Source organism: Pseudomonas sp. MF6767 (assembly GCF_016405475.1).
Taxonomy (GTDB): Bacteria; Pseudomonadota; Gammaproteobacteria; order Pseudomonadales; family Pseudomonadaceae; genus Aquipseudomonas; species Aquipseudomonas paracarnis.
Map to the genome: position 1 here is coordinate 62,027 of NZ_JAEKCY010000014.1, position 17,654 is coordinate 79,680.

Sequence of the window (17,654 nt, forward strand, 5' to 3'; positions counted from 1 at the left end):
TGGGAGGGATCTGCTCCCTCCCACTTGGACCATGTATTTACAACAGGCCGCCACCGTCGATATCAACCACCGCACCGGTCATAAAGCCATTTTCCATGGCCAGTACATACCCCGCCGCCACTTCTTCAGCCTGCCCTACCCGCCCAACCGGCAACCCTTGGCCCGCCTTGGCAAACATTGCCAAGCGTTGCTCTTGGCCAAGCCCTGCATAGGCCGGTGTGTCTATCACCCCAGGGCTGATCACATTGACTCGACGCGGCGCCAGTTCTTTGGCCAGTTGTTTGCCCAAGGCCTCGGTCGCAGCGTTAATGCCCGTCTTGATGAACTGCCCTGCCGCCAACTTGCGCCCCAACTGGCCCGAGGTCAGGGTGATGCTGCCCTGTTCGTGCAAAAAGGGCAGCGCGTGTTGAATGGCGCGTAGTGCGCCCCAGAGCTTCACATCGAAGTTGTCCTGGGCTTCATCCAGGTCTGTTTCAATCAAAGGCTTGGCCCGCACCGAAGGCCCCGAGGTGTAGACCAGATGGTCAAAGCGCCCCACGGTTTCGAACAGTTGCGTTAACGAGGCGCTGTCGGTGACGTCCACCGGCTCGCTGCGCAGCCCGCTGTCGGAACCTGGCGCCAAGCGGCGCCCGGCCACGATCACATGCGCGCCTCGCGCCAAGGCTGCCTGGGCCACTGCCGCGCCGATACCGCTGCTGCCGCCGATGACGATGATGGTTTTACCGCTCAGAGAAGAGGTCATGAGAAAACTACCTGGGTCAGAAAGTGAGCGTTCATCTTCCCAGCTTGGCAATCGATGAAAAATCCGGGTAAAACGACAAGATCTTTAAAGGATTTTTATCAATGAGCTCCATTCTCGACCTTGAAGTCTTCGTGCGCAGCGCCGACACCGGCAGCCTGACGGCCGCCGCCCGTGGCCTTGGCCTCACGCCGGCGGCGGCCAGCATTGCCCTCAAGCGCCTTGAAACCCGCCTCGGCATCCGCCTGCTCGCCCGCTCCACCCGCAGCATGCGCCTGACCGAAGAAGGCCGGCGTTACCTGGACAGTGTGCGGGTGGCACTGGAGGCGCTGTCGGACGGCGAGCACGCCATCAAGCAACAGGGCCAGAGCCTCAGTGGTTTATTGCAGTTGGCCGCGCCCTCGGACTTTGGTCGCAATGTGCTGCTGGGCTGGCTGGATGAGTTCAAGCTGGAGCACCCCACCATCCGTCTGCAACTGTTGCTCAACGACAGCAATGCCGACTTGTTTCGCGACACGGTCGACATCGCCTTGCGCTTTGGCGTGCCTAGAGACTCCAGCCTGGTGGCCCTGCCGGTGGTGCCCGATCACCATCGCATTGCCTGCGCCAGCCCCGACTACCTGGCGCGCCACGGTACTCCGCATACGCCCGAAGATTTGGCCCACCACAGCACGCTGCGCTATATGCGCCGGGGCCAGGCCAATAGCACCTGGTATTTCCGCCAGGGGGCGTTGCTTCAAGAAGTCGAGGTGAGCGGTGACTACCTCAGCGATGACGGCGAGATTGTCCGCCGCTGGGCGTTGGCGGGGCATGGCATTGCCTATAAGGCCAACCTGGATGTGGCCCGTGATATTCAGGCTGGGCGGTTGGTGCCCTTGCTACCCGACTGGCAAGGCGAACCCGCGCCGTTCAACCTGATGTGCCCGCACCGCCTGCAAGTGTCGGAACGCGTGAAAGTGCTGCACCGTTTTTTACAGGCCCGCTGCCTGACTTTGCTACGCACATGAAGAAATGCCCCCAGGGCTTGTTCCAGAGCGCTCGGGTCTGGTATTGCATCACTTACATTTGCGTGAGGAGCTTTGCATGAATTACCGCACATTGGGCCAGTCCGGGTTAAAGGTCAGCGCTCTGACCCTCGGCACCATGATGTTTGGCGAACAGACCAGCACCGAAGATTCGCTGCGCATCATCGACAAGGCCTGGGACCAGGGCATCAATTTCATCGACACGGCGGACCTGTATACAGGCGGGCGCTCCGAGGAAATCGTCGGCGAGGCGATTGCACGCAACCGCCAGGACTGGGTGGTGGCCTCCAAGGTCGGCTTCGGCCCTACCGACGGCGTGCCCAACCGCAGCGGTTTGAGCCGCAAGCGTCTGTTCAACGCGCTGGACGCCAGCCTGGCACGCCTGGATACCGACTACCTGGACATCTACTACCTGCACCGCGAAGACCACGACACGCCGTTGGAGGTCACCGTGTCCGCCATGGGTGACCTGATCCGCCAGGGCAAGGTCCGCTATTGGGGCCTGTCCAACTACCGGGGTTGGCGCATCGCTGAAGTGATTCGCGTGGCCGAACGCCTGGGCGTCGATAAACCCATCATCAGCCAGCCGCTGTATAACATCGTCAATCGCCAGGCCGAGGTCGAGCAGATCACCGCTGCAGCGGCCTACGGCCTGGGAGTGGTGCCGTACAGTCCACTGGCCCGAGGGGTCCTCAGCGGCAAGTACGCACCGGATGTCACGCCCGAGGCCGGCAGCCGTGCCGCGCGCCAGGATAAACGCATCCTGGAAACCGAGTGGCGAATTGAATCACTGCGCATTGCCCAGCAGATCCAGCAATACACCCAAGGGCGTGGCGTGGGGATCGTCGAGTTCGCAATCGCCTGGGTGCTGAACAATGCGGCGGTAAGCTCGGCGATTGTCGGGCCACGGACCGAGGCGCAGTGGGACGCCTACACCGGGGCGCTGGCGGTGAAGATCAGCGCTGAAGACGAGGCGTTCATTGATTCGCTGGTCACGCCGGGGCATTCGTCCTCGCCCGGCTTCAACGATGTCGGGCATTTTGTATCCGGTCGATTGGCACGCCTGTAGACTACCCGCGCAATAATTGGCTTTCGCGAGGACAACGTGTCTAAAGGTGTGGTGTTATCGGTCTTGGCTTCGGTGTTGTTTGCCGTGATGTATTACTTCACATCACTGCTAACGCCCTTGAGTGGCCTGGAGATTTTCGGCTGGCGCATGTTGCTCACCGTGCCCTGCATGACGGTGTTCATGCTTGTCAGCGGCGAGTGGCGCCGGGTCTGGGAACTGCTGCGCATGCTCGCGGCCAAGCCACGGCTGATCGGCGGTGTGCTGGTGTCGTCGGCCTTGCTCGGCGTGCAGCTGTGGTTGTTCATGTGGGCGCCACTGAACGGGCGCAGCCTGGATGTGTCGGTCGGTTACTTCCTGCTGCCGCTGACCATGGTGCTCACCGGGCGCCTGGTGTGGGGCGAACAGCTTTCCTACCTGCAAAAGATCGCGGTGTTTTTTGCCGGGCTCGGGGTACTCAACGAGTTATACCAGGCCGGTGGGTTCTCCTGGGCGACGCTGGTGGTGATCATCGGTTACCCGCTGTACTTTATCGTGCGTAAATACCTCAAGACCGACCACCTGGGCGGCCTGTGGCTGGACATGGCGCTGATGCTGCCGGTGGCATGGTGGTTTGTGCAAAGCGGCGAACAGGGCTTTGCAGTGATGGATGCCCACCCCAATTTGTATGCGCTGATCCCGATACTGGGTCTGATCAGCGCTTCGGCGTTGGTGAGCTATATCATCGCCAGCCGGCTGCTTGCGTTCAGCCTGTTCGGGCTGCTCAGTTATGTCGAGCCAGTGCTGTTGCTGGTGGTGGCGCTGCTGCTGGGTGAAGGGATCAAGGCAGGCCAATGGCTGACCTACATCCCGATCTGGATCGCGGTCATGGTGCTGGTGTTCGAAGGGTTCAAGCATCTGGTGCGGCAGCGTAGGGTTTGACCGACGAACAGTCGACAAACTGCAACTGTGCTTGATGATGTTGAGTAGCCCCATCATCATCCAAGGTGGTGAACTGTAATTGCGGGCCGGATAGGTCGCCGCTAGGCAACTCAGGTATCGCAACCCGTGCAGTAGCATAAGGTGCAACCATCGGCGGATCTTCGCTGTGATGCTCCACACCACCGAGTGTCAGAACCACACCAGACAAGGTCACGTGATACGCCGTGGGGTTGAGCACCTCCAACCCCACGTCGTCCCCTCGGCTTAGGCACCATTGAAGCGCATGAACCACGTCCTGTACCTTTCCCGGCAATTGGGCGGGCCGGAGGAAAAGCTTGATCCGCGTACGAAAGGCAAATTGCAGGGCGTTGGTTTCATCGGATGCCTCAACGCTCGGTCTGATTGCCAGTACGTTCAGCCAGTACACCGACTCCCGGTCTGCCACCTGTTTTGGCGTTTGATCATGCATGATCCGCAAGGCGCGCCCGGTACCCGCGTTCATACGGGCGATGGGTGGCGTAATCGTGAACGGCACATCACTGTTCTCGGGTGCCGCCATCGCATCGCCATCATCGATCCACGCTTGCACTAGGCGCGGACCGTCAGCCTCATTGTGCAGATTGACCACCACCGTGCGCGCGGTAACCGGGTAGATGACACGCGTGCGGTCAATCACGATTTCGCCCTGCACGGCGATTGCCTGCAAGCTCATCAGCACGCCCAGGCCCCCGCGCCAAAGCGCGCTGCTCATCGGTAGCTCATTGTGAATGACGCCAACCCGTTCGCGCTGCCGGGACGGATCGAGGAGGCGGTCTGGATATAACGTGCGGTCAAAGGGATCTGGACAGTCGCATTGCCAGTACTGCCGACCAGCCACTGATTCGGGTTCCCAATCGTCGTGGAGTCAGCCCCGTAGCGCACCAGCGTGTTCCCCCGTAGTAATTGCAGAGCAACGCCACTGGCCATAGAGGTACGGGTCAAGGACAGTACGTCGCTGCGATTAGCCGGCACGGTCTGGTCTGTCACCGTCACAAATACGTCACGCGTTGCCCCGCCGATGCCACCCGCACATGACAGTGTGATATTGCGGGTCACGCTGCCGGCGAAACTGCCCACGCCGCGAAAATCACGAGCAGCCACGGCCGGCATAGGCATGGCGACCGAAGGTGTTGAGACCCTGCAGGTGGGTTTTCGTGGCGCATTGATGGTGACGTTGGAGAAGTTCACTGCGTAATAGCCAGCGCCGGTGATGGGCGTGCCGGTGATCGTATACCTTGCAATGTTTCTGGCGGTGATCGTGCCACCCGTTATGGCGCCTGTGGCGACAAAATAAATTCGGGTATCAAGCCCAAGGACGATGGGCCTTGCTCTGGCATCTCCAACAATGAGTGTGACACCTGCCGTGTTGATGGCCATGAACGGCCGGTTCGGGTCCCTCGCCATCAGGGCAAACCCCACCCCAGGCACATTGGTGGCATACACTGGCATTGAAAGCCCGCTAGCGAAAAATGTCCGGCCCGTCGGCGTGCTATTGACCAGTGCCAGCCTGGCCTGTGCCCCTAAAGCAATTCGTGTGGTACACCGAAGCGCGGACGATGGAGGACTGTCGAAGCGATAGCCATTGGCGGACCCGACCACCTGCCCGATTTGCTGCCCGGCCGCAACCGTGATCGGGGGAATGGAAATATTCACCGCCGGGCCGGGGGCACAGGTGATCGCTTGAGCTTCCAGCGCCACCATCCATCCTCCCAGCACCACGCTGGCAAGTGAAAACCTAGTCATGAAAACAACACCTCTGTCATATCGAATAAGTCATGCGCCGCAACAGTCATCCATCGGCACTCACTCATAGCTGCCCCGCAACCTGGCGCCCTTGGCTTGCCACGCACACCCCCTGAAGGTAATCGGTAGTGGCCTGTCGTTGGCCCTCGGTGATTGGCGGCATGTGGTAGTAGATATCGCACTGCTCGGCGATTTTGCTGCCCCACTTGACGGTCAGACGACCTTCCTGCGGGATGTCTCGGACGAAGGCTTTACTGGCCTGCCCCACCACGCCTACCTCACGCCCTTGCGCATCAAATACCTGTGCTGCAAATGGCAGCGGGCTGCCATTCTCGTGGACGCCCTTGACCAGTACCGCCCGACCACTGAGCGTGTCGAACTTGACCAGCGATACTGCGCCCGAGGTCGGTACGACGTTGCGCGTCGACTCCTGGAGCTCTACATCCATCGACATGCCTTCCGGATCGATTTCCACCGTATTATTCTGGAACGCCGTCAGATTGGGCACGACAGCGAACCCGCTGCTGTTGACCCGTGCACCGCTGCTCCCCCCGAGCCTGGCCCCTTCTGCACCTGGCACATGCACCAGCGCCGAGGCTTCGCCTAGGCTTTGCGAGAACGCGATACCTTCGGCATGAACGACCACCCCACCATCGGCGCCAAACGAAAGCTGCGAGCTATCGCGGCTCTGGCTATATCCGGCACGCAGTTGGGTGGCATCCGTGCGATAGCCGGCATAGGTGTTGAACTGGCCGGAGTGCGTGCTTTCACTGGTTGCGCGGCTGGCTGAAACACCGTAGTTGAGCGCGGTGTCCTCGCCCAGGAACCCGTTGATGCCCACCTGCTGCTGGCTGCCCCGTGTATCACCGGTGTCCCGGGAGAACGAAGTATTGATCGTCGGCGCTCGCGATTCGCCCCCCAGCGGCATCGACAGTGTGAGCATGTAGCGGTTATCGATACGCCCGGGTTGGCCGATACGCCCGAAAAACACATCGTCGCTGAGCTCGCTTTGGGTCAGTTGTCGCGTGTCCTGGACCCTGGAGCGCTGTGCCGACAGGTTCCAGTTGACCTTGTTCCAGGTCGAGCCATAGCTGGCGGTGAATGAAACCTGGCGCCCTTCCTGTCCTCCCCAATAGTCGACGGAGCTGCCGTACAAGCTCAAGGTGCCGATACCCAACTGCTGGCTGACTGTCATGTCGAGCCGGCTTTTTTGCCGGGCATAGCTGTTGATGTCACCTGCCCGGCTCGCGATTTCGCGCACATTCAGTGCATCCTGCAGGTTCAGGTAACCCTCGGTGGAGAACCGATACGCACCCAGCGCAAAATGCGTACCCGAGGCCGGCAGGCTTTTGTTGTAACCCAGCCCCAGGCTTTGCCCGGACTGGCGCCCATGATCGGGCACCTCGGTATGGGAGGTGGCAGTGTCCAGAGAGAACGCACCGAAGGACGTATTCAACGCGATACCGAGCTTTCCCTGTTCATAGCCTTTGGAAACACTACCGCCACCGTAGACCGTCAGATCATCGGTCAAACCGTGCTGCAAAGTGCCTTGAAAGACGTTGGCGCCCTTCGCGTCAACGCCCTTTTGCTGCACCTTACCCAAGGTGGCGCTGTACTTTGTCGCGTCGGCGCGCAATAACTGCGGGGCCACCGAGTACGGCACGACGAAGGTGTTCCGACGCCCGTCGACTTCGGTCACGCTGACGATCAAATCACCACCGTAGCCGGTGGCATGCAGGTCACTGATAACAAAGGGGCCGGGCGGCACCGTGGTCTCATAAATGGTGTAGCCGTTCTGGCTGACCGTGACCGTTGCATTACTGTCGGCCGTCCCCCGAACCTGCGGTGCGTAACCTTGCTGCGTCTGCGGGCGCATCCGGTCGTCGGTGGCCAGAGTGACGCCCCGCACGCGCACCCCGTCGACAATCTGTCCGTTGCTGAAGGTGTCTCCGAGGGTCAGTTGTGACTGCCAGGGGATGATGCTGCGCTGTACATAAGTGGACGTGTTCTGATAAGTCTCAAAGCCAGTGCGGTTGCCCCAGGCCTGGGCGCCCTGATGTCGCAAGCGCCATGCACCCAGGTTGATACCGGCATTGAGGCCCAGGTAAGTACGACCGTCACCTTCACCTGCGGTGACCGTATTGGTACTGAAGTTGTAATTGAGCAGCCCGGCGGCAATGCCCTCATCCAACAACTCGGGGTCAATGTAGCCGCGCATGGAACGCTTCATGTAGGCCTGCGGCACGCTGGCCGCCAACTCGAGTGCACCCGGATCGAACGTGCTGGATGCCATCGGAATCCACTGCCCCAGGTCGCCGCAGTACTGGCCGGCGGCGGCAGGGTTCGAGAGTTCGCGCCCATGGGCATCAGTATCGACTTTATCCATCGCGATACCGATTTTTTCCAATACTTCACGACTCAAGCACGGCTGCGCCCCGGTCTTTGCATGGGCCGCAACAAACTCCACCTCCCTGCGCCCCAGGGTCTGGCCGTTGACTACGATATCTACGCGGTATACGCCAGGGCTCATCTGGTTGCTGGTATTGAACCGTGACGTGTCAACCGACGACGCCAGGCCACTGGAGAATGCGTTCAGATCAAAGCTCAACTCAGCCGCAAGCGCGACATCGCTGGCGATCACGGCCGCACTCATCAAACCGCCCAGCATTATCGTGCGATGCTGGAATGGCAAAATCGGGGCGCAGCGATGCACCCGTACTTGGATGTGACTAGGCATAGTTATGACTTCAGTGGACGCTGAGAAATGTACGTTTGCTTGCCATCAGCAACGTTTAGGGGCCGCGTTCAGCGGTGCAATACAGCAGGCTGCGCGGATGAAAAGCCGCCGAAATCGTTGATGTAAGTGAAATCCACCCGCGCATCGGCGGGTATTACCTTCGCGGCTTTCGGCACCGGCACCTTCAACGTGCCTCCTGGCTCCACCATGCCCTCCGTCAGGGACAGTTTTTCCGCTTCGGGACCAGAGCCCATGAGCAGGACAATGTCGTTGAAGGTGACGTGATACGCCGAGGGGTTATGCACCTGTATCACGCTGCCTTGGGCGCCCCGTTCCACGGACCAGCGCAACAGCCCAGGCGCCTCCTCGGGTGTTCCAGGTAACTGCGCCGGACGAAAAAACACTTTGGTGCGGATACGAAACGCGAACTTGAAGTGATTCCGCTGGCTGTCTTCAAGCGTGGGGTCAAACTCACTGGCAGCGCCAGGCACTTCGAGTACGTTCAACCAGAACAGCGACTCTCTATCCGTCGGCAGCGGTGCCTTGGTGTAGGACAGGCGCATGGACTGACTTTTGCCGGCGTCCAGGCGAAATACCGGAGGAGACAGGACGAAAGGCACATCGCTCAGTGTCGGCGCTTCCTGCGCGTCACCCGCGTCCAGCCACGCCTGGACCAGGCGGGGCGCGTGTTTGTCATCATTGGTTACTCGCACGGTGACCTCACGTCGCGGCTCGGGGTAAATCTGTCGCGTACCGTCGATAACCACTCCCGCGTGCACCGTGTGCGATGCCATCCCCAAGGCCAGGCTCAGCGCGACCCGCACCACACGACGACTCAAGATCATCAGTAAATCCTGCATCAGGTAATCCTTGAAAACGGTTGTCCTGCGCCCGACCACTGGGTCGAGCGAGGATCTCAGGCAACAAACGCAGTGGTCATCAGCCTGGCTGCATCAAGGAAAGGTGACCGAGTACTGCACGCTGCTGGTGACATTGCCCGCGCCTGCCGCTCCGCCGTTGGCGATGTAGCGTGCGTAAAACGGCAAGGTCGCCAGACCACTGGTAACGGTGGCAACGGTCGAGTTATTACCTGTGCGCAAGTCCATTGGCGTGTTGGAAGCCCCATCGAGAATTTGTACCTCTACCCGGGAGGCGGGTGTCGCCGTTGCCGTGTTACGCAGGTTGCCGGTTGCCGGGTTGATGCCAGGGCTGGTCGGTTCATAACGTACGGCGACCTTGGTACCGTCCGGACACCCGCCCGAGCCGCCCACATACACAAAGTAGCGCTTGGCGCCTGCCGTATCGCCTGCTGCCTTGAGAGCCGAGGTTTGTACGCGGTCAAGCACTACCGGAAAGTTGGCGCCTGAGCCTGGCGAGGCCCCGGTACCGCCGCTGATGGTGCAGGTGGTGCCACTGACCGAGCCGGTGATCGTGATGGTACCGTCTGCCGCATGCGCGGAGCTGGCAGCGAAGCCGCACAAAGCGAGCACTGCAGCCGCCAGAGTTTGTTTTGTCATAATCAGTCTTTCCTCACAATTGGGGTTCGCGAAACGCAAGGTTGCGACACAGGAGAAGATCAGCTCTTGCGTCACTCCTGAGTGGAAGCCATGTCGACTCCGTTCCCCTGCCCCGAGGATTTGTCTGTTACAAGATCGGTCAGACCTGTTTGGCAGGCAAAAAAAGGCTCCGTACCTTTCGATACGGAGCCTGTGCGTGAAGCGCCGGAACAGCCTGCCCGGCCTCACATGGATCAGTCGGCGGTCAAGACCCCACGACGCACCTGGTCGCGCTCGATCGACTCGAACAGTGCCTTGAAGTTGCCCTCGCCAAACCCATCGTCGCCTTTGCGCTGGATGAACTCGAAGAACACCGGGCCCATCAGGGTTTCCGAGAAGATCTGCAACAGAAGACGCTTGTCACCGGCAATCGACGAGCCGTCCAGCAGGATGCCGCGCGATTGCAACTGGTCCACTGGTTCACCGTGGTTCGGCAGGCGGCCTTCGAGCATTTCGTAATACGTGTCTGGCGGCGCCGTCATGAAGCGCATGCCGATCTTCTTCAGTGCATCCCAGGTCTTGACCAGGTCGTCGGTGAGGAACGCGACGTGCTGGATACCCTCACCGTTGAACTGCATCAGGAACTCTTCGATCTGCCCGGCCCCCTTGGACGACTCCTCGTTCAACGGGATACGGATCTTGCCGTCCGGCGCGCTCATGGCCTTGGAGGTCAGGCCGGTGTACTCGCCCTTGATATCGAAATAACGCGCTTCGCGGAAGTTGAACAGCTTCTCGTAGAAGTTGGCCCAATAGATCATGCGCCCGCGATAGACGTTGTGGGTCAGGTGGTCGATGACCTTCAGGCCAGCGCCTACCGGGTTGCGATCAACACCTTCGAGGTAGACGAAGTCGATGTCGTAGATCGAGTTGCCTTCGCCGAACCGGTCGATCAGGTACAACGGCGAACCGCCAATGCCTTTGATCGCCGGCAGGTTCAGCTCCATCGGGCCGGTGTCGATGTGGATCGGCTGGGCGCCCAGCTCCAGGGCACGTTTGTAGGCCTGTTGCGAGTCCTTGACGCGGAACGCCATGCCGCACACCGACGGGCCATGCTCGGCCGCGAAGTAAGAAGCGAGGCTATCGGGTTCGTTGTTGAGGATCAGGTTGATCTCGCCCTGGCGATACAGGTGCACGTTCTTGGAACGGTGGGTCGCCACTTTGGTGAAACCCATGATCTCGAAGATCGGCTCCAGGGTGCCTGGGGTGGGCGATGCAAATTCGATGAATTCAAAGCCCATCAGGCCCATTGGGTTGTCGAGTTGGTCGGTCATGTTCGGTGCCTCATCATTCTTGTGGGTAGCAATTGTTTAGTTGCAAGCAAGGATGAGGCTGGAGGGTGGCGCACAAGAAAGGCCTCGCACGCTGCGGGCGAGGAAGTCACCAAAGATGAGGGGGGAGCCAAGTAGCTTCATGGTGTCATCAGTCTCTGACGGCCGAGGCTTGCGTGAGCGCAAGTCCATATTCTTGTATGCGTAAACTGATTCTACACAGCGTAACCAGGTTTGTCCGTACTCTTATCAAATCCCCATTGCCCTGCCCCGCGCAAGGGGTTTGTTGCACAGGTAGATGCCCAACAGGATGACCGCGCCACCCGCCAGCATCGGCACCGTCAAGGCTTCGTCCAGCAGCAACGCGCCACATATCACCGCTGTCAGCGGGTTGAGGGCGATGAACACCCCGGAGCGGGTCGCGCCGATTCGCCGGATGCCGTCGTAGTAACCAATATAGGCCAGGGCCGAACCCAGCACACCCAGGTACAGCAGGCTGTACCACTGCGCCAGCTGCAGCGCGCTGAAACCTTGCAGCGTCAGCCGACCGGTGGCGAGGGTGGCAAGGGTCAACATCAGCGTACCCCACAGCACCGACCAAGTGACGGTTTGCACCGGCCCCAACGTCTGGTTGAGTTCCCGAGACAGCAGCGAATAGGCCCCCCAGGCCATTACGCAGCCCAGGATCAACAGGTCACCGATCCAAGCGTTGCGGGCCCCCTGCATGAGGTTGGGATTGCGGCTCACGATCACCACAGCCGCCCCCACCAGGCACAGCCCGATACCCAGCCACTTGGCCCGGCCCAGGCGCTCCTTGAACAACAACCAGGACGCCAGGCCGATCACTGCCGGGTTCAATGCCACGATCAAGGACGCCCGCGACGCATTGATGTAGTGAAGGCCATAGAAAAAACACAGGTTGTAGAAAAAGATGCCGCATAGGCCCAGCAGTACCAGCCGCGCCATTTGCCCTGTAGTTGGGCGCGCCAGTGGGATGCGCGCGCAGGCCAGGAACAGCAGCAACGCGAGGCTGGCCAGGATAAACCGCAGGCAGGCCGCGAGCAGCGGGTCCACGTGATCGGCCAGAAAGCGCCCGGCGACGAAGGTCCCGCCCCAGATCATGGTGACAGCGGCCAGCTTCAGGTAAGTGAGGCCTTCGCGGGCATGCATAAGAATGTGCTCAACGTGAGAAAGGATGGGACTATTCTTTTACTAATGATTTGTCATCGTAAAACAAGGCTTTACTCATGACCCTGACCCAGCTGGAAATCTTCTCCCTGGTCGCCGAACTCCGAGGCTTCACCAGTGCGGCGCATCGCCTGGGCATCAGCCAATCGGCGGTGTCCCATGCGATCAAGGCCCTGGAGCAGGAACTGGGGGTAGAGTTGTTTCGCCGGCACCAGACCCTGGTGGAACTGAGCGATATCGGCGCGCAGTTACTTGGGCGCGCACGGGGCATGCTGGGCCTGGCCAACACCTTGCAGCAGGAAGCCGCCGATGCCCGCGGGATGAAGCGCGGTACATTGCGTATAGGGTCGTTCGGCCCCACCGCTTCGAACCGTTTGCTACCAACCATTCTCAGCCACTTTCGAAGGGACTATCCGGGTATCGAGGTACATATAGACGAAGGGCCGGACCGGCAGGTCGTTCAATGGCTGGATCAGCGCCGGGTGGATGTGGGCTTCGTGGTACTGGAGCAGGAACGCTTCGACACCGTGGCCCTGCTCGAAGACCAACTGGTGGCGCTGATACCGGTCGGCCATGCCTTGGCGGCAAGCATGGCGGTACCTTTGAAAGCGTTGTGCGATGACCCGTTCATCCTGACCGAGGCAGGCTCAGCAGAGCTGGTCACGCGGTTGTTTGGTGAAGCGCAGTTGCAACCTAAAGTGCGTTATCGCTGCACTCAGCTACTTACTACCCTGGAAGCTGTAAGCCGCGGCGACGGCCTGAGTATCGTGGCCCAGGGCTCACTGCCGGCCGATGCCGACCAGCGCTACGTTGCCCGCCCGTTGTCACCGGGCGTACCGCGCCGCATAGGCCTGGCGGTGCTGGATCGCCGCCAGGCCTCTCCCGCAACCCTGGCGTTTATCGCACTGGCGCAAACGCTGTACCCTGATCCCGGGGCTCACCGGTAACTCAGGGTAAACGAGGCCAGGCCGTTGGCGGTACCAGGCTTGATGGTCGACGCGGTTTGAACGTAACGGGCGGTCAAGGGAATCGTCAGGGCGCCGTTGCCCGTGTTTGCGACCTGCCATTGGTTCGGGTTGCCCACGCCGGAGGAATCGGGCCCATAGCTTACCAACCGATCGCCACTGAGCAATTGCAGGGCGACGCCGCGGGCGTGCGAGTTGCGGGTCAAGGACAACTGGTTACTGCGGTTGCCGGGTTCCGTCTGGTCAGTCACGGTGATCCATACATCCAGGATGCCGCCGGTGCCGCCGGCACAGTCCAGGGTTATGTCGCGACTAACGCTGCCGGCGCTGCTGCCGACTCCCTTGAAATCACGGCTGGGCACCTGCCCCAGCGGCATTGCAAGCGACGGCGTGGTCACCCGGCAAGTTGGCTTTTGCGGCGGCAATATCACCGTATCGGCGAAGTTGACCGAGGCAGCGCCGGGGCTTTCGATATTGACATTGGTCAGCATATACCTGGCGACTGTGTTCCCAGGGATGGTGCCCGAGGTGATCGGGCCCGTCGCCACCAGATACACGCGCCCTTGCAGGCCCCAGCCATTGGGTTTGTTGTGCTTGGTGTCCAACAGCGTGACGCCGGTGTGGGTGATGACCTTCAAATGCTGGGACGGATCCCCGGCCATCATGACGAACCCGACGCCAGGGTAGCTGGTCGCATAGACCGGCAACGTCAGCCCATTTGCGTTGAACGTTATGCCGGTCGCCGGCGAATTGACCACGCTGATGTTGGCCGACACCGGCTGCGACAATGGCCAGTCGGTGTAGCGGCACCGCATGACAAAGCCATTGCCGGCGAAGTCATAGCCACTTGGGTAGCCAATCGCCTCGCCCACCTGCAGGTTGTCAGGCAGGGTGATGGGCGGGACGAACAGCGTCACCGGGGCTTGGGGGGTACAGACGCCTGCATTGAAATGCGCCTGTGCGTCCATCGCGACTGCGCAAATACTCAAGCACACGCCAATCTGTAAAAACCTGATCATAAATTGCCGGACACCGTTCATATCGCCAAATCCTTCGTGTGCCCCAAAGACACTGTGTGCGTACGCGTCATGCCATGGTCATCCAGGGTGGTAAATCGCAGCGCGACCGTACCCTGCCCCCACGGCGCCCTGCCCTCCAGCACGATGCGGGCAACCGAGCGCGGCAACAGCATCGGCGGGGCCTCACTGTGGTACTCGACGCCATCGACGGTCAGCAACACGCTGGAAAGCGTCACATGAAAGGCACTGGGATTGCGCACCTGCAGGACCGGGCCGTCGCCTGCCAGGCGCCACTGCAACGTATCCACCGCCTGCTGCGCTTGGCCTGGCAACGCGTCCGGGCGCAGGAAGAGCTTGATCCGTGTGCGAAAGGCAAATTGCAGCTGGTTGCCGGTATCGACAGACGGGCGGATCCCCAGCACATTCAGCCAGTACACCAACTCCTGAGGCACGGCCATGGCCTTGTCTTGGGTCGCGTGGTACATCACCCGCAATGCGCGGTGCTTGCCGGCATCCAGGCGCAGGATCGGCGGGGTCACCGTAAAGGGCACATCACTGGACTCGGGCGCGACCTGCGGGTCGCCCGCATCGATCCACACCTGGGCCAATCGCGGGCCGTCGGCCTCATTGTGCAGGTTGACCGTTACCCCAGCGGCGCTGGCCGGGTAAATGATGCGCGTGCGGTCAATGACGATTTCCCCATGGGCCAATACTGTCTGCACCGCCAGGGCCAGGCCAAGCAGCACGCGGAGCAATCGATGAGTCATCAACTGCGCTCCTCGTCCGCATCACCATGGTCGGCACATTGACTGACCAACTGGTCCGCGCTTTCCTGGCGTTGCTCGGGCCTGCGCGGCGGCAAACGGTAATGGATGAAGCACTGGTCAGCCGCCCCTGCATTCCAGCGCACCGTCAACCGCCCCTGGTCGGCAACCCCGCGCACAAAAGCCTTGCCAGCCTGGCCGATCACGCCGATTTCGACGCCGCGCTCGTCAAACACTTGCGCGGCAAATGGCAACGGCTTGCCACCCATATGAGTGGCCTTGATCACCACGGCACGGCCACTGACGGTCTCGAACCTGACCAGTGAGACGGCTCCCAGCGTCGGCACCACGGCGTGACTCGATTCCTTGAGTTCGACATCCATGGGCATGCCCTCGGGATCGATATCTACTTCATTGCGCTGATAAGCCCTGAGGGCTGGCAGCACCGCATAACCCTGCTTATCGATACGCGCCCCGCTGCTGCCGAGCCGGGCACCTTGTGCATCCGGCGCATACACCAGTGCCGAGGCTTCACCGAGGTTTTGCGCGAAGGTCACGCCACCCTCGTGGGCTATCAGCCCGCCATCGGCACTCATGGATAGTTGCGAACTGTCGCGGGCCTGGGCATAGCCGGCCCGCAGGCTCGCAGCCCGGCTGCGATAGCCCGCGTAGGCATTGAAGCTGGAGCCTTGCTGGTGGCCCGTGCCACGGCTGCCAGTCAGCCCGTAGCTGGCTTCACCGGTGTCACCCAGCAAACCATTGATTCCCACCTGATGCTGGCTGCCGCGTGAATCGCCAGCATCGTGCGACAGGCTGCTGCTCAGGGTTGGCGCACGCGTTCCTGCGCCCAATGGCATGGACAGTGTCAGAACCAGGTGATTATCCACGCGCCCGGCTTGCGCCGACCGGCCAAAAAAGATTTCGTCGCTGCGCTCGTGATCGTTCAATTGATGGGTTTCACTGACACGCGAGCGCTGCGCCGAAAGGTTCCAGTTGAGTGACTTCCAATTAGCCGCATAACTGAGGGTGAAGGATGTCTGGCGCCCTTGGCGGCCCGCCCAGTAGTCGATGGAGCTGCCATACAGGCTCAGCGAGCCTGCGCCCAACTGCTGGCTGATTGTCAGGTCGAGGCGGCTTTTCTGCCTCGCGTAACTGTTGATACTCCCGCCTTGGCGGGCCAGTTCCCGCACATTGAGCGCATCAGGCAGGTTCAGGTACCCGTCCGTGGAGAAACGATAGGCGCCCAGCGCAAAGTGCGTTCCCGAGAACGGCAGGTTCTTGTTATAAGCCAGGCCCCAGCTTTGCCCGCCGACTACGCCCAGCCCCAGAACTTGGGTGCGCGAGTGGGTGTTGTCGAGGGAGAACGCGCCAATCGGAGTACTCATCGCCAGGCCGGCTTTGGCCTGGCCGTAGCCTGGGGAAAGCGTACTGCCACCATAGGCGCTCAGACGATCGCCCAGGCCATGCTGCAGCGTACCCTGCAAGATCAGCGGGCTGGCATCGCTGACGCCGTATTGCTGCAACTGCCCCAAGGTCACGCTGTAGTGGCTGGCACCGTCACGCAGCAGGTAAGGCACCACGGAGTAAGGCACCACGAAGCTGCTGCGCCGGCCGTCGACCTCGGTGACGCTGACGTGCAGGTCGCCGCCGTACCCGGTGGGGTACAGGTCATCGATGACAAACGGCCCCGGGGCCACTGTGGTTTCGTAGAGGGTGTAGCCGTTCTGGCGCACTGTCACCGTTGCATTGCTGTCGGCAATGCCTCGCACCTGAGGCGCATAGCCTTGTTGCGACTGGGCAAGCATGCGGTCATCGGTGGCCAGGGTGATGCCGCGTACACGCACACCGTCGAGGATCTGGCCACTGCTGAAGCTGTCGCCGACGGTCAGTTGTGAACGCCAGGCGGCAAGGGACCGTTGCAGGTAGGTGGCGGTGTGTTGATAACGCGCCAGGCCGCTACCGGATGCCCATGCCTGCCCACCCTGATGGCGCAGCCGCCAGTCGCCCAGGTTGAGACCGCCGTTGAGGCCCAGGTAGCCACGATCCTCACCGGCGCCCGCTGTCGCCGTCGCGGCACTGAAGTTGTAGTTGAGCAGCGCGGCGTCAATGCCATTGTCCCATTCAGACGGGTCAATGTAGCCGCGCGCGGAACGGTTGATATAGATCTGCGGGATGCTGACATCCAGGGTCAGGGTCTCGATATCGACGCGGCTGCTGGCCATGGGTATCCACTCGGCAAAATCCCGGCAGGCATGCTCGGTGTTATCCGCCAGCGCCTGCACAGAAACCCCCAGTTGGCCAAGCTCGGCAGCGTTCAGGCAAGGCTGGGCGTCGTCCTGTCCGGCAAGGGGGACGAAGGTGATCTCGCGGCGTCCCATCGATTGCCCGTTGAGCATCACATCTACGCGGTAGACACCTGGCGCCAACACGTTGCTGGTATTGAAGCGTGAGATATCTGCCGAAGAGGACAGCCCGCTGGCGAACGCCTCGATGTCAAACACCAGTGGCGCGGCTTCTGCCGACATCAATAAGGTACTGAGCAGGCCCAGCCACAGCAGTAAGTTGGGGTTGGCAAACAGCCAGGCCGTAAAGCGGTGAACGGGTATTTGCAATAAGGCATACAT

General features: G+C 61.0%; 15 protein-coding genes. 4 read left to right on the top strand and 11 right to left on the bottom strand.

Annotated features, from left to right (window positions below):
- Positions 1-37 precede the first annotated feature (37 nt).
- Entirely contained in the window at positions 38-742 is a 705-nt protein-coding gene (locus JFT58_RS20675; protein WP_054898443.1) for an SDR family oxidoreductase, read from the bottom strand.
- Between the two features lie 101 nt (positions 743-843).
- Between JFT58_RS20675 and JFT58_RS20680 the strand changes: the two genes are divergently transcribed.
- The 3 genes from JFT58_RS20680 (at position 844) to rarD (ending at position 3,751) form a co-directional block, all read left to right on the top strand.
- Positions 844-1,746, top strand: coding sequence for a LysR family transcriptional regulator (locus JFT58_RS20680; RefSeq protein ID WP_054898442.1), 903 nt, complete (start codon positions 844-846; stop codon positions 1,744-1,746).
- A 76-nt stretch (positions 1,747-1,822) separates the two neighbouring features.
- Positions 1,823-2,833, top strand: coding sequence for an aldo/keto reductase (locus JFT58_RS20685; RefSeq protein ID WP_054898441.1), 1,011 nt, complete (start codon positions 1,823-1,825; stop codon positions 2,831-2,833).
- A 36-nt stretch (positions 2,834-2,869) separates the two neighbouring features.
- Positions 2,870-3,751, top strand: a complete 882-nt coding sequence (rarD, locus tag JFT58_RS20690) for an EamA family transporter RarD (RefSeq protein WP_034127481.1) — start codon at positions 2,870-2,872, stop codon at positions 3,749-3,751.
- Here rarD and JFT58_RS20695 read toward each other — a convergent pair.
- The 7 genes from JFT58_RS20695 to JFT58_RS20725 all read right to left on the bottom strand — a co-directional run bounded on the left by JFT58_RS20695 (position 3,720) and on the right by JFT58_RS20725 (position 12,264).
- Positions 3,720-4,502: a fimbrial biogenesis chaperone gene (locus tag JFT58_RS20695; protein ID WP_052199965.1), complete on the bottom strand. Its 783-nt coding sequence runs from the start codon at positions 4,500-4,502 to the stop codon at positions 3,720-3,722. The two genes, rarD and JFT58_RS20695, sit on opposite strands and share 32 nt — an antisense overlap.
- Positions 4,499-5,533, bottom strand: coding sequence for a fimbrial protein (locus JFT58_RS20700; RefSeq protein WP_080757688.1), 1,035 nt, complete (start codon positions 5,531-5,533; stop codon positions 4,499-4,501). The genes JFT58_RS20695 and JFT58_RS20700 overlap by 4 nt, the downstream gene beginning before the upstream one ends.
- Before the next feature lie 64 nt (positions 5,534-5,597).
- Positions 5,598-8,270 carry a fimbria/pilus outer membrane usher protein gene (locus JFT58_RS20705; protein ID WP_054898440.1) on the bottom strand — a complete coding sequence of 891 codons (2,673 nt, stop codon included), beginning with the start codon at positions 8,268-8,270 and terminating at the stop codon, positions 5,598-5,600.
- A 68-nt stretch (positions 8,271-8,338) separates the two neighbouring features.
- Entirely contained in the window at positions 8,339-9,130 is a 792-nt protein-coding gene (locus tag JFT58_RS20710) for a fimbrial biogenesis chaperone (RefSeq protein WP_229999370.1), read from the bottom strand.
- Between the two features lie 93 nt (positions 9,131-9,223).
- Positions 9,224-9,787, bottom strand: a complete 564-nt coding sequence (locus tag JFT58_RS20715; protein ID WP_034127482.1) for a fimbrial protein — start codon at positions 9,785-9,787, stop codon at positions 9,224-9,226.
- 233 nt (positions 9,788-10,020) lie between these two features.
- Complete coding sequence (gene hppD, locus JFT58_RS20720; protein WP_034127483.1) at positions 10,021-11,097, bottom strand: 4-hydroxyphenylpyruvate dioxygenase; 1,077 nt, start codon at positions 11,095-11,097, stop codon at positions 10,021-10,023.
- A 246-nt stretch (positions 11,098-11,343) separates the two neighbouring features.
- Entirely contained in the window at positions 11,344-12,264 is a 921-nt protein-coding gene (locus JFT58_RS20725) for a DMT family transporter (RefSeq protein WP_054898439.1), read from the bottom strand.
- Positions 12,265-12,341: 77 nt separating this feature from the next.
- Between JFT58_RS20725 and JFT58_RS20730 the strand changes: the two genes are divergently transcribed.
- Positions 12,342-13,229 carry a LysR family transcriptional regulator gene (locus tag JFT58_RS20730; RefSeq protein WP_057975860.1) on the top strand — a complete coding sequence of 296 codons (888 nt, stop codon included), beginning with the start codon at positions 12,342-12,344 and terminating at the stop codon, positions 13,227-13,229.
- On the opposite strand, the gene JFT58_RS20735 is transcribed toward JFT58_RS20730, so the two are convergent.
- From JFT58_RS20735 to JFT58_RS20745, 3 genes are read right to left on the bottom strand one after another with little or no spacing between them, the layout of a single operon-like run.
- Positions 13,220-14,266, bottom strand: coding sequence for a fimbrial protein (locus tag JFT58_RS20735; RefSeq protein WP_140915259.1), 1,047 nt, complete (start codon positions 14,264-14,266; stop codon positions 13,220-13,222). The two genes, JFT58_RS20730 and JFT58_RS20735, sit on opposite strands and share 10 nt — an antisense overlap.
- 17 nt (positions 14,267-14,283) lie before the next feature.
- Positions 14,284-15,033: a fimbrial biogenesis chaperone gene (locus tag JFT58_RS20740; protein WP_054898437.1), complete on the bottom strand. Its 750-nt coding sequence runs from the start codon at positions 15,031-15,033 to the stop codon at positions 14,284-14,286.
- Entirely contained in the window at positions 15,033-17,654 is a 2,622-nt protein-coding gene (locus tag JFT58_RS20745; protein WP_054898436.1) for a fimbria/pilus outer membrane usher protein, read from the bottom strand. The genes JFT58_RS20740 and JFT58_RS20745 overlap by 1 nt, the downstream gene beginning before the upstream one ends.